This window comes from Kosakonia sp. MUSA4 (genome assembly GCF_013085925.1).
GTDB classification, from domain to species: Bacteria; Pseudomonadota; Gammaproteobacteria; order Enterobacterales; family Enterobacteriaceae; genus Kosakonia; species Kosakonia sacchari_B.
Genome location: NZ_CP025697.1, coordinates 1,051,151 through 1,062,253, shown reverse-complemented (window position 1 = coordinate 1,062,253; position 11,103 = coordinate 1,051,151). Strand labels below are relative to the sequence as shown.

The window sequence follows — 11,103 nt, the reverse complement described above, 5'->3', positions numbered from 1 at the left end:
AAACGTAAGTTTTTCATAGCAGGAGTGGAACCATGCAATACAACACATTAGGAAAAACAGACCTTAAGGTTTCCCGCCTTTGCCTTGGCTGCATGACGTTTGGCGAACCTGACCGGGGCAAACACGCCTGGACACTACCGGAAGAGAGCAGCCGCCCTATCATTCAGCGCGCGCTGGAAGGCGGCATTAACTTCTTTGATACCGCCAACAGCTATTCCAATGGCAGCAGCGAAGAGATTGTCGGACGCGCACTACGCGATTTCGCCCGCCGCGACGAGGTGGTGGTCGCCACCAAAGTCTATCACCAGGTGGGCGATCTGGCGGAAGGCCTCTCCCGCGCGCAGATCCTGCGCTCCATCGACGATAGCCTGCGACGGCTGGGCATGGAGTATGTCGATCTACTGCAAATCCATCGCTGGGATTACCACACGCCCATTGAAGAGACGCTCGAAGCCCTTGATGAAGTGGTGAAAGCGGGCAAAGCGCGCTATATCGGCGCGTCATCTATGCACGCTCGCCAGTTCGCTCACGCGCTGGCCTTGCAGCAGGAAAATGGCTGGGCGCGTTTTGTCACCATGCAGGATCACTACAATCTGATCTATCGCGAGGAAGAGCGCGAGATGCTGCCGCTGTGTTACAAGGAAGGCGTGGCGATTATTCCGTGGAGCCCGCTGGCGCGCGGACGTTTAACCCGCCCGTGGGGAGAAACCACGGCGCGTCTGGTGTCGGACGAATTCGGCAAGACGCTGTACAGCGAAACCGATGAAAATGACAGCCAGATTGCCGAGCGCCTGGCCGGTGTGGCGGAAGATGTCGGTGCTTCCCGCGCCCAGGTGGCGTTGTCCTGGCTGCTGAGTAAACCAGGCGTCGCTGCGCCGATTATTGGCACATCCCGCGAAGAGCAGTTGGAAGAGTTGTTAGGCGCGGTGGATTTAACGCTGAAACCGGAACAGATTGCCGAGCTGGAAACCCCGTACAAACAGCACCCGGTGGTAGGATTTAAATAACCCGTAACCCCAGAAAGTAAAATGCCCGGTGGCGCTGGCGCTTACCGGGCCTACATCATCATCGAATGTCAGAGCACAATCCATGGCCGGATAAGGCGCATCACCCTCAGATCAAGCCAATCGGCCAGTGGTGGCCAATCAGATACAACAGCCCGGCAGCGATGATCCCGGCAATGATATCATCGACCATGATCCCCATCCCGCCGTGAACATTGCGATCGAACCAGCGAATCGGCCACGGTTTCCACATATCCAGAATACGGAACAGCACAAAGCCGACGGCGACCCACTGCCAGTCATTGGTCGGAAGCGCCATCAGCGTGATCCACATTCCAATGAACTCATCCCAGACAATGCTGCCGTGATCGTGTACGCCCATATCTTTTGCCGTCTGGTGGCACAGATACACGCCGAGGCAAATCCCCAGCATGACCACCAGCGAATAGAGCTGCCAGGGCAGAAATATCATCGCCCACCAGAAGGGGATCGCCGCCAACGAACCCATGGTGCCCGGCACAATCGGGCTTAAACCGCTACCAAACCCGGTTGCCAGCAAATGCCAGGGGTTTCGCAAGTTCAGACGGCTTTTGGCTATATCTTTAGCTCTCGGCAAAATGGTCGTATCCTTTCCAGTCAAGGGCGACAGCCTTGCCGCCACGGGTAAAATGCAGCCCCTCCACATCGGCGCTGATCTGCCCGATGCAGGTAAAAGGCACGCCGAGCTGGCCGATGGCGACATCCAGCGCCCCACGGTTCAGCTCCGGCACGGTAAAACACAATTCATAATCTTCACCGCCGGAAAGCGCCCAGCGCAGCGCCTGCTCAGGCTCTACGTGGCGGCTGAACGCGTCGGAGAAAGGTAATGCATCCAGATCGATACGCGCGCCGCACTGGCTGGCTTTCAGTATGTGCGCCAAATCGGAGATCAGGCCGTCGGAGAGATCGATCGCCGAGCTTGCTAGGTTGCGTAGCGCCTGACCATGCAACACGCGCGGGGTTGGCCGCAAATGACGCTTAAGCAGATACTCCGCATCGGCTTTATCGCCGACGGCTAAACGCTGCTGCAAAATCGCCAGGCCAGCAGCGCTGTCGCCCGGCGTTCCGGTAACATAAATCCAGTCGCCCGGTTTAGCGCCAGAGCGCTTCATTGCCCGTCCCGGCGGCACATAGCCATGAATGCCGATGGTCATCGACAGCGGGCCGCGCGTGGTATCGCCGCCAATCAACTGCATATCGTAGTAACTCAGCTGCTCAAACAGGCTGTCGCTGAATTTTTCCAGCCAGCTTTCATCTACCTCCGGCAACGTAAGCGCCAGCGTCATCCACGCCGGATCTGCGCCCACGGCAGCCAGATCGCTTAAATTCACTGCCAGTGCTTTGCAGGCCAAATCCGCAGGATCGATCTCCGGCAGAAAATGGTTGCCCGCCACCAGCGTATCGACGCTGATCGCCAGCGTCTGTTTTTCAACAACGTTGAGCAGAGCACAGTCATCGCCAATGCCGGTTTCTACATCGCGACGGGAATTTCGTACACGGTCAAAGTAACGGGCAATCAGGGAAAATTCGCCGCATGCCATACGTTAATGCCTCGGTAGAAAAAAGAAAAAGCCGGGACAGGCGCGCAAAGCATCGCTTATCACCGGCTTACGGATCATTTCTTGTGGGGGCGGATCGCAGGAGCGGCTTTATCCAGCACGCCGTTAACAAACTTGTGGCTGTCTTCAGCGCCAAAGGTTTTTGCCAGTTCGATAGCTTCGTTGATCGCCACTTTGTAGGGCACATCATCACGTTTGGACAGTTCGAACAGTGCGATACGCAATACCGCTTTCTCAACCTGGCCCAGCTCTGCCAGCTGACGGGACAGGTACGGCTGCATTAAGCCATCGAGATATGCGCTATTAGTCGCCACCCCGGTCAACAGCTCACGGAAGTACAGAACGTCGACATCTTTTACGTCCTGTTCCGCCAGGAACTGGTATTCAACATCAGCGATGTCGTTCTGGGACAACTGCCAGGAGTAGAGCGCCTGGACGGCACACTCACGGGCGCGGCGACGAGCAGCAGGTTTCACGGAATTCCCCTTACTAAAATCAGGCCTTGATGGCTTTCAATACATTAATCATTTCAAGCGCGGTCAGTGCGGCTTCCGCACCTTTATTACCGGCTTTAGTGCCAGCGCGTTCGATAGCTTGTTCGATACTTTCAGTAGTCAGCACGCCAAAAGCGACCGGAATTTCGCTGTCCTGGGCAACATGCGCCAGGCCATTGCTTGCACCGCCAGCAACATATTCAAAGTGCGCAGTACCGCCGCGAATCACCGTGCCGAGCGCGATCACCGCGCCGTATTTGCCGGTTTTCGCCAGTGCGCCAGCCGCCAGCGGCAGTTCGTAAGCGCCCGGGACCCACACGACAGTGATGTTTTCATCTTTGACCTGACCGATGCGTTTCAGCGCATCAATCGCGCCTTCAAGCAGGCTGTCGTTGATAAAGTTGTTGAAACGCGCAATGGTGATGGCGACGCGAGCGTCCGGAGCAGCAACGTTGGCTTCAATAATGTTCATACACTTCCTTCACAGGTTCAGTTCGGACCCCGCAGGGGGGCGGATTTTAGCATAATATTTTGCGCGCTGCTTCCCTTTTACAGCAGGCATCACGCGTGGGTAAGATGCAGGCAGACATCCGGGCCAACCTGCCGTATCTCATTGAATTTAAAGTGCGGTGCATCGGCAAGCGCCGACAGCCCCGGCAATACGCACAGGCCGCGCGCGTCCGTACCTAACAGCGTCGGCGCAAGATAAACCACCAGTTCATCCACCAGACCGGCCTGCAATAACGCACCGGCAAGCGTTGCGCCCGCTTCCACCCAAATGCTGTTAATTTGCTGTTTTCCCAGCAACATCATCAGCATCACCAGATCGGCGTGGCCGTTATGTTCCGGCACGATAATCTCACGCACGCTCGCAGGCCAACTGCGTTCATCCGCTTTTGTGCGGGCAAACCAGGTTTCACCCGGTAGTCCGATCAGTTTGTGCGCTGGAGTAACCCGATTCTGGCTGTCGATCACAATGCGCACCGGCTGGCGCACATTTTCTTGCGGATAGAGCGCCTGGCTGTTGGCGCCCAGCTCTTCCCAGCGCACCGTCAGCGAGGGATCGTCCGCCAGCACAGTGGCGCTGCTGGTGAGAATAGCATGGCTTTGCGCCCGCAGACGCTGCACGTCCCGGCGCGCCTGTGCGGAGGTGATCCACTGGCTTTCGCCGCTGGCCATTGCCGTTCGGCCGTCCAGCGATGCGCCGAGCTTAAGCTGCACATACGGAAACCCGGTGCGCATCCGTTTGAGGAAACCTTTGTTCAGCGCTTCGGCTTCACTCATCATCAGCCCGTGGCTGACATCAATACCTTCCTGCTGCAAGCGATACAGACCGCGCCCGGCAACCTGCGGATTGGGATCCTGCATCGCCGCGACAACGCGTGCGACGCCAGCGGCAATCAGCGCTTCGCAGCAGGGCGGTGTGCGCCCGTGATGGCTGCACGGTTCCAGCGTCACATAGGCCGTCGCGCCGCGCGCGCGCTCACCCGCCATACGCAGCGCATGCACTTCGGCATGCGGCTCGCCAGCGCGATAGTGAAAACCTTCGCCAACGATCTCGCCATTATTGACGATAACGCAGCCGACGCGTGGGTTCGGATGGGTGGTAAAACGCCCGCGCTGCGCCAGTTTCAGCGCCCGCGCCATGTACATTTCGTCCTGCATGATCAGTCCTGTAGGCGTGCGATCTCTTCGCCAAATTCGCGAATATCTTCAAAACTGCGGTAAACGGAGGCAAAGCGGACGTAAGCCACTTTATCGAGTTTTTTCAACTGCTCCATTACCAGATTGCCGATCATTTTACTGGGAACTTCGCGTTCGCCTGTTGCGCGAAGTTGCGATTTAATGTGGTTGAGCGCCATTTCCACGTCGTCGGCGCTTACCGGACGTTTCTCCAGCGCTTTCAGCATACCGCTACGTAACTTGTCTTCATTGAAGGGTTCACGCACTTCATTGCTTTTCACCACGCGCGGCATCACCAGCTCAGCCACTTCAAAAGTGGTAAAACGCTCATTACAAACCAGACACTGCCGACGGCGGCGCACAGAAGAGCCTTCCCCCACCAGACGAGAATCGATTACTTTGGTATCCACGGCGAAACAGAATGGGCAATGCATACGGCGTCCTGACGTGTGAGTTAACTGAAATCTATTTTACCCTGGACTGGCATGACAACAAAGGCAGACCGTTTTTGAGATAATGGATCGATGGCAACGCAGCCGTTGCGATCTACCATTACAACACTCTTTCTTTTCACGGAAACAGACATAATGACAAGACGTTACCTAAGAACACTCTTACTGGGAAGCCTTTTTGCCCTCAGTGCCTGCGCCCAGCAAAGCGAAGTCAGTCAGTTGCATCAAAGCGTCAGCACGCTCAATAGCGAGATGAGCAAACTGAACAAAGAAACGGTGAAAATCACCCAGCAGAACGCGCTGAATGCGAAATCCGGCAGCGGTGTCTATCTGCTGCCTGGCGCAAACACGCCTGCTCGTCTGAACAGCCAGATTGGTATGTTGCGTATGTCTTTGCAAAACGTCGCGCCAAATGCCGCCGGAACCCGCGTTCTGCTGCGCATTCAGGGCGAATCGAACGATCCGTTACCGGCGTTTAGCGGTACGGTTGAGTGGGGACAGATTCAGGGCACTACGCAGAATTACCAGGAAGTTAACGTACAGAATCAGCTTATTAACGCACCGGCCAGCACGCTTGCGCCAAGCGACGTCGATATTCCGTTGCAGCTGAACGGCATCACGCCGGAGCAATTAGGTTTCGTCCGTATCCACGATATTCAGCCCGCCAGCGCGCAGTAATTCCCCGGGGCGACGATGTCGCCCTTTATTGCGCTTTGTAACGCTTTTTCTTCTTTTTCCACATTCAGTCATCACATTCACGAATTTGCAATATTGGTAAATGCCAGTACAATCGCCTCGTTTATTGCACGCAAACGTGAACGCAATCGATTACGCGTGTGTCAATAATGTGAAACACCACATATTTTTGTGAGCGCGGATACTTATAATAGGCGCGCAGAAATATGAAATATTTAGTTGCAATGCGTGCTTTCTTTCACTCCCTTCTGGGATCTCAATCAGTGGCGAAAAGATGAAAAAAACAATCCTCGCAGCCGGTGCTGCTCTGGCGCTTTCTGCGTCTTTTACTGCAAACGCAGCGGATAACGCTAAACCTGAATACGTTTCCGACTGGTGGCACCAGAGCGTCAACGTGGTGGGCAGCTATCACACCCGCTTCGGACCGCAGATCCGCAACGATACCTACCTTGAGTACGAAGCGTTCGCCAAAAAAGACTGGTTTGACTTCTACGGTTATGCGGATGCGCCGGTATTCTTCGGTGGTAATACGGATGCGAAAGGTATCTGGAACCACGGTTCTCCGCTGTTTATGGAAATCGAACCGCGTTTCTCCATCGATAAACTGACGGGTACCGATCTGAGCTTCGGTCCGTTCAAAGAGTGGTACTTCGCGAACAACTACATCTACGACATGGGCCGCAATGCCTCTGGTCGTCAGAGCACCTGGTATATGGGTCTCGGTACCGACATCGACACCGGCCTGCCGATGAGCCTCTCCCTGAACGTGTATGCAAAATACCAGTGGCAGAACTACGGCGCCGCTAACCAGAACGAATGGGATGGCTACCGCTTCAAAGTGAAATACTTTGTACCGATCACCACCCTGTGGGGCGGCCAGTTAAGCTACATCGGCTTTACCAACTTTGACTGGGGTTCGGATCTGGGTGATGAGAGCGGTAACGCGAACAACGGCATCAGAACCCGTACCAATGATTCCATCGCCTCCAGCCACATCCTCTCTCTGGGTTACGATCACTGGCACTACTCTGTTGTTGCCCGTTACTGGCACCACGGCGGCCAGTGGAACGACGACGCCAGCCTGAACTTCGGCAACGGCGACTTCAGCGTACATTCTACCGGCTGGGGTGGTTACCTGGTTGTGGGTTACAACTTCTAAACCCGCGCGTAATGACAAAAAAGCCGATCGCACGATCGGCTTTTTTATTTCTGTCACGCAGTAAACATTGCCCCGAATAGCCAGCCAACGGCTGCAATAATTATCGCCGGGCCAAAGGGAAAAGCTTCCGAGCGCCTGGCTTTAATAATGAAATAGCCATATACCAGACCTAAAAGCGACGCGATAAGCATGATGTGAAATAGCGCTTCGCACCCCTGCCAGGCACCAATACCGGCAAACAACTTCATATCGCCAGCGCCGATCCCGGCTTGTCCGCTGCGCCACAGAAACAGGCGATTCAGCGCCCAGGGGATGAGAAAGCCCACCGCCGCGCCCGCAACAATACCGCTCATTGCCGCACTGTCGGGCTGTTTTGTCCATGCCGATAACATCGCCAGCCCCAGAAAGGGCAACGTCAATTTATCGGGCAGCAACAGGTAGTCATAATCAATAAACAGCATGACAACCAACAAGAACAGCAATGACAAATCGAGGAGGCTGGCCGCATTGACGCCCTGCCAGCCGATCAGCAGCGCAAACAGCAGCGCCATGATGAATTCAACGCCAGGATAGCGCCAGCTAATGGGTTGATGACAGCACTGGCTGCGCCCCTTCAACCAGAGCCAGCCAAGCAGAGGAACGTTGTAACGCTTTCTGATTCGCTGTCGGCAATGCGGGCAAAACGAAGGCGGCCAGCTCAGCGTAAATGCCTCCCCGTGCATCATGCGGGGCAAGCGATAAATGACGACGTTGGCAAAGCTGCCGAGAATCGCGCCTAATAACGCAGAGAAAAGCGTATTACCGATCATCTTGCTTCACCGTAATGCCGTGCGTTGTGCCGTCAGCAGATCGGCAAGCAGACGGCAGTGGCGCGTTTGCCGCATCATCCACTTTAAAGATCCACTTCGGATAGGTGTCTGCTTTTTTAAAATCCACCAGCGCTTTCGGAAATGCCGCCGTGCGAAGCGGTCGCCCTTTCCCTTTACTGAAAACGCCCACCCAGCGGCCTTGCTTGTCGTAACTCATCCCCCACTGCCGCGATCCGGTTAACGGATCGGTAAACCAGCGGCGCAGGTGATAAACCACTTTTTTGCCGCGAGGATCGCGCAGCAGATCGTCAAAACTCAGCGGGAGACAGCCATTCCCCGCTTTCTGATACTGCTGAATAGCATTACGGATCTGCACGCCGCGGAAAAACAGCTCCTCTTCCTGCTGCTGCCGATAAATCGCCTGGCGGTAACTGCTCTCTTTCAGCAGCGCCAGCGAAAGCATCGTCAGCATCAGTAACACCCACAGATAGGTGAATCCTCCCTGCCGCTGGCTACTCCTCATCATCTGACGGGCTCTTTTCTTCCAGCGAGGGAGAAGTGACATCCGTTATCTGGCCGTCATCATCGCGTTTTACGTCCCAGTTATCGCGGGTATTAGCCACAGGATCCATTGGGATTTCAAATAGATAACCATTATTCACCAGATCTTCCAGCTCTTCCGGGCCGAGCAGTCGATCGTGACGATACGCCGCAATCGCCGAGCGCAGCGCATTACGGTTGTGTTTTAGCACCACGACTTTCGCATATTCGGTCTGGCCGAAAAAACGCGGTGCCACCAGCGTCATTAAGGTGGCGATGATCGCCATAACGACCAGTAACTCGATGAGCGTAAAGCCTTTTTCACCATTGCGCATAGGGTATTCCATTCAATCCTGGCTGGCTGCTGGTGGAGCTGACATCCCAGACATCCTTGCCACCTGTCGTCTCTCCCGGCGCCTGGGTGGATGCGCGCACCCGCCAGGTTTCGGTGTTCTTCCTGCCGTCGCAGTCACAAAAGGGATCGCGTGGGATCCGGCGCAACAGATAGATTTTTTCTTTATTCGGGGACTTTTTATTCACCACGCCATCGACCAACAGATCGAGCGAAGCAGGCCAGTTGGTCATATCGGCATCTTTCTCAATAACCCCCTCCTCGACCAACTGCCCGTACCGATCGATTGCGCTGCGAATGTCGCGCAGCGCGACGCGCAACTCCTCTTCATTACGCTGCTGCTCCTGCCGCTGATAGATGGGAATGGCGGCACTGGCAAGCGTCGCCAGCAGCGCCAGACAGACCATCATTTCGATCAGCGTAAAGCCACGCTGAAACTTCACCGCGCATCCCCCTCGCTTTTCGCCAGCGTCGGCGCAGGCAGTTTACCGGCCGGCGGGAAGTCCGCTGGCGGCATCAGCGGCGGCGGTGTAAAGGTCTCTTTTTTATCCTTCGCTTGTTGGGCGGAAGGCAGATAACCGCTCTCTCCCTGCGACTCTTCGCTGCCCATCTCAATAGTATTGATATGGGTTCCCGGCAGATCGATGTTACGTTCAATGGTTGGCGTAATCAGCAACACCACTTCCGTACGTTCTGTGCTGTTATCGTTGCTGCCAAAAAGTTTGCCCAGCAGCGGGAGATCGGATAATCCGGGCAAGCCGGTCAGCGAATCGCTGTCGCTCTCTTTGATCAGACCTGCCAGCACTTGTGTTTCGCCATTCTGGCTGCTCAACACGGTCGTGGCTTCACGGTTGTTGGTGCGGTAATACGCCACGCCGTCCTTCGAATGCTCAGCGCCGCCAATGGTGCTGAGATTGAATTTCACATCCATGGAGATGGTGCTATCAACGCTGATATCCGGCGTCACTTCGAGTTTCAGCCCGACATCCTGATACTCAACCTGCTCCTGAGAAAAACTCTCTGAAATACTGCTGGTCAGTACCGGAATACGCTCGCCAATATCGATCACCGCTTTTTTATTGTTTTTCACACGAATTCGCGGATTGGCGAGAACCCGCGCATGAGAACGCACTTTTTGCAGATTGGCGGAAATCCCCTGGCTGGCGCCAAGGTTGATAAACATATTGCCCTGGTTAAACCCATTCAGCGGAATGTTGGTGCTGTCTTCGCTGGCGTTAAAACCAACGCCCACCTGGCCCGGGAAGTTAATGCCGAGAATTTGTTCGTCTTTGGCGTTAATCTCCAGCACTTCCACACCGAGCGTCACTTCCGCTTCCGGGCGATCGAGAGTCATCAGCAATTGTTCCGCCTTCTCTACGCTTTCGCGCGGTCCACGAAACGTGATCGAGTTGGTCCGCTCATCAACATGAACATCACGGATCTTAATCAGATTACGCAGCGCAACATTGAGATCCTTCGCTTTGGCATAGCCGAGGAACACCGTTTTCACTAAGGTGTCGCGATAGGTTTTCTCTTTTTGCGCCGTCGCGGGATAAATCAACAAGGTATTGCTGTTGAGTATCTTCTTACGTAACTGATTAGAGAGCAGCAGTAAATTCAGGGCATTTTCTGCCGTGGTATCGTTAGCAATCAGGCTGGCGGTGGCCGTTTCCGGAACGTCTTTATCGTAAATAATATTAATGCCGGTGATCTTGCTAATCGAGGCGAAAATATCCATCAACTTATGTTTCTGGAAATTAAAACTCACCGGCTTACGCAGCTCACGGTTCATTTTTGTTTCTGGTTGATTCTGCAATGCAATTTCACGCATCAGATGATCGCGCATTTCAGCAGCCTGCGGCCAGTTAGGATCTTCCTCAAGAACCTGCTGAATTTTTTGCAACGCCAGTTCCGGCTCGGTTTTATACTGGACAACAGCCTGTTGGTATAATTTATCGAGAGCACGAGAGCCTTCGATCTTTTTTAGCCCCTGTTGCGCGCTAAAATTTCCTGGCTGGTACGACAATGCTGAACGCCAGAATTTCGTCGCAGAGAGGTAGTCATTACGTGCAACGGCCTGGTTGGCTGCCAACAGATAATAATTAACCAATTGTGTCACCATTGACTGACGTTCAGTACGCAGTTCAATATCACCCGGTTTGGTTTTAATCGAATTATCAATCTGCTGTATTTCACTGACTAGGGTGTCAATATTACCAATATTCACTTTTTCAGGCTCTGGAAGCCTGTCGCTTGCGCAGCCTGTTAACAGAATTAACGAGCAGGCAACGCTGAGGATATTTTTTTTCATCTGCT

The 11,103-nt window shown here is 54.5% G+C and carries 14 protein-coding genes; 3 read left to right on the top strand and 11 right to left on the bottom strand.

Annotated elements, in window-relative coordinates:
• The first annotated feature begins 32 nt into the window (after positions 1 to 32).
• Positions 33 to 1,007, top strand: a complete 975-nt coding sequence (locus C0557_RS04995) for an aldo/keto reductase (RefSeq protein ID WP_208657709.1) — start codon at positions 33 to 35, stop codon at positions 1,005 to 1,007.
• Positions 1,008 to 1,113: 106 nt separating this feature from the next.
• On the opposite strand, the gene pgpA is transcribed toward C0557_RS04995, so the two are convergent.
• From pgpA to nrdR, 6 genes are all read right to left on the bottom strand, one after another.
• Complete coding sequence (pgpA, locus tag C0557_RS04990) at positions 1,114 to 1,644, bottom strand: phosphatidylglycerophosphatase A (protein ID WP_208657708.1); 531 nt, start codon at positions 1,642 to 1,644, stop codon at positions 1,114 to 1,116.
• Positions 1,607 to 2,584, bottom strand: a complete 978-nt coding sequence (gene thiL, locus C0557_RS04985) for a thiamine-phosphate kinase (protein ID WP_064568194.1) — start codon at positions 2,582 to 2,584, stop codon at positions 1,607 to 1,609. Before thiL ends, pgpA begins: the two co-directional genes overlap by 38 nt.
• 74 nt (positions 2,585 to 2,658) lie before the next feature.
• Positions 2,659 to 3,078: a transcription antitermination factor NusB gene (gene nusB / locus C0557_RS04980; protein ID WP_074777041.1), complete on the bottom strand. Its 420-nt coding sequence runs from the start codon at positions 3,076 to 3,078 to the stop codon at positions 2,659 to 2,661.
• A gap of 19 nt (positions 3,079 to 3,097) precedes the next feature.
• Complete coding sequence (ribE, locus tag C0557_RS04975; protein ID WP_208657707.1) at positions 3,098 to 3,568, bottom strand: 6,7-dimethyl-8-ribityllumazine synthase; 471 nt, start codon at positions 3,566 to 3,568, stop codon at positions 3,098 to 3,100.
• An 89-nt stretch (positions 3,569 to 3,657) separates the two neighbouring features.
• A complete protein-coding gene (gene ribD / locus C0557_RS04970) occupies positions 3,658 to 4,761 on the bottom strand; it encodes a bifunctional diaminohydroxyphosphoribosylaminopyrimidine deaminase/5-amino-6-(5-phosphoribosylamino)uracil reductase RibD (RefSeq protein ID WP_208657706.1) in 1,104 nt (367 codons plus the stop codon).
• Positions 4,762 to 4,763: 2 nt separating this feature from the next.
• Positions 4,764 to 5,213 carry a transcriptional regulator NrdR gene (gene nrdR / locus C0557_RS04965; protein ID WP_007373510.1) on the bottom strand — a complete coding sequence of 150 codons (450 nt, stop codon included), beginning with the start codon at positions 5,211 to 5,213 and terminating at the stop codon, positions 4,764 to 4,766.
• A gap of 153 nt (positions 5,214 to 5,366) precedes the next feature.
• On the opposite strand from nrdR, the gene C0557_RS04960 reads away from it, so the two are divergent.
• Complete coding sequence (locus C0557_RS04960; protein WP_074777038.1) at positions 5,367 to 5,909, top strand: DUF3251 domain-containing protein; 543 nt, start codon at positions 5,367 to 5,369, stop codon at positions 5,907 to 5,909.
• Between the two features lie 292 nt (positions 5,910 to 6,201).
• Positions 6,202 to 7,086, top strand: a complete 885-nt coding sequence (locus C0557_RS04955) for a nucleoside-specific channel-forming protein Tsx (RefSeq protein WP_208657705.1) — start codon at positions 6,202 to 6,204, stop codon at positions 7,084 to 7,086.
• 53 nt (positions 7,087 to 7,139) lie between these two features.
• On the opposite strand, the gene C0557_RS04950 is transcribed toward C0557_RS04955, so the two are convergent.
• Genes C0557_RS04950 through C0557_RS04930 form a run of 5 tightly spaced genes read right to left on the bottom strand, consistent with a single transcriptional unit; the run spans position 7,140 to position 11,098 of the window.
• Positions 7,140 to 7,895: an A24 family peptidase gene (locus C0557_RS04950; RefSeq protein ID WP_208657704.1), complete on the bottom strand. Its 756-nt coding sequence runs from the start codon at positions 7,893 to 7,895 to the stop codon at positions 7,140 to 7,142.
• Positions 7,885 to 8,421 carry a type II secretion system protein gene (locus C0557_RS04945; protein ID WP_208657703.1) on the bottom strand — a complete coding sequence of 179 codons (537 nt, stop codon included), beginning with the start codon at positions 8,419 to 8,421 and terminating at the stop codon, positions 7,885 to 7,887. The genes C0557_RS04950 and C0557_RS04945 overlap by 11 nt, the downstream gene beginning before the upstream one ends.
• A complete protein-coding gene (locus C0557_RS27380; protein ID WP_007373505.1) occupies positions 8,408 to 8,770 on the bottom strand; it encodes a type II secretion system protein in 363 nt (120 codons plus the stop codon). Before C0557_RS27380 ends, C0557_RS04945 begins: the two co-directional genes overlap by 14 nt.
• On the bottom strand, positions 8,757 to 9,230 hold the full coding sequence (locus C0557_RS04935) for a type II secretion system protein (RefSeq protein ID WP_208657702.1): 474 nt from the start codon (positions 9,228 to 9,230) through the stop codon (positions 8,757 to 8,759). The genes C0557_RS27380 and C0557_RS04935 overlap by 14 nt, the downstream gene beginning before the upstream one ends.
• Positions 9,227 to 11,098 (bottom strand): type II secretion system protein GspD, encoded by a 1,872-nt coding sequence (locus C0557_RS04930; RefSeq protein ID WP_253073783.1) that lies wholly within the window; start codon positions 11,096 to 11,098, stop codon positions 9,227 to 9,229. The genes C0557_RS04935 and C0557_RS04930 overlap by 4 nt, the downstream gene beginning before the upstream one ends.
• Between the last annotated feature and the right edge of the window lie 5 nt (positions 11,099 to 11,103).

Coding starts and splice junctions, on each gene's coding strand:
- C0557_RS04995 (WP_208657709.1), top strand. CDS start 33: ATGCAATACAACACATTAGGAAAAACAGACCTTAAGGTTTCCCGCCTT.
- thiL (WP_064568194.1), bottom strand. CDS start 2,584: ATGGCATGCGGCGAATTTTCCCTGATTGCCCGTTACTTTGACCGTGTA.
- ribE (WP_208657707.1), bottom strand. CDS start 3,568: ATGAACATTATTGAAGCCAACGTTGCTGCTCCGGACGCTCGCGTCGCC.
- ribD (WP_208657706.1), bottom strand. CDS start 4,761: ATGCAGGACGAAATGTACATGGCGCGGGCGCTGAAACTGGCGCAGCGC.
- nrdR (WP_007373510.1), bottom strand. CDS start 5,213: ATGCATTGCCCATTCTGTTTCGCCGTGGATACCAAAGTAATCGATTCT.
- C0557_RS04960 (WP_074777038.1), top strand. CDS start 5,367: ATGACAAGACGTTACCTAAGAACACTCTTACTGGGAAGCCTTTTTGCC.
- C0557_RS04955 (WP_208657705.1), top strand. CDS start 6,202: ATGAAAAAAACAATCCTCGCAGCCGGTGCTGCTCTGGCGCTTTCTGCG.
- C0557_RS04950 (WP_208657704.1), bottom strand. CDS start 7,895: ATGATCGGTAATACGCTTTTCTCTGCGTTATTAGGCGCGATTCTCGGC.
- C0557_RS04945 (WP_208657703.1), bottom strand. CDS start 8,421: ATGATGAGGAGTAGCCAGCGGCAGGGAGGATTCACCTATCTGTGGGTG.
- C0557_RS27380 (WP_007373505.1), bottom strand. CDS start 8,770: ATGCGCAATGGTGAAAAAGGCTTTACGCTCATCGAGTTACTGGTCGTT.
- C0557_RS04930 (WP_253073783.1), bottom strand. CDS start 11,098: ATGAAAAAAAATATCCTCAGCGTTGCCTGCTCGTTAATTCTGTTAACA.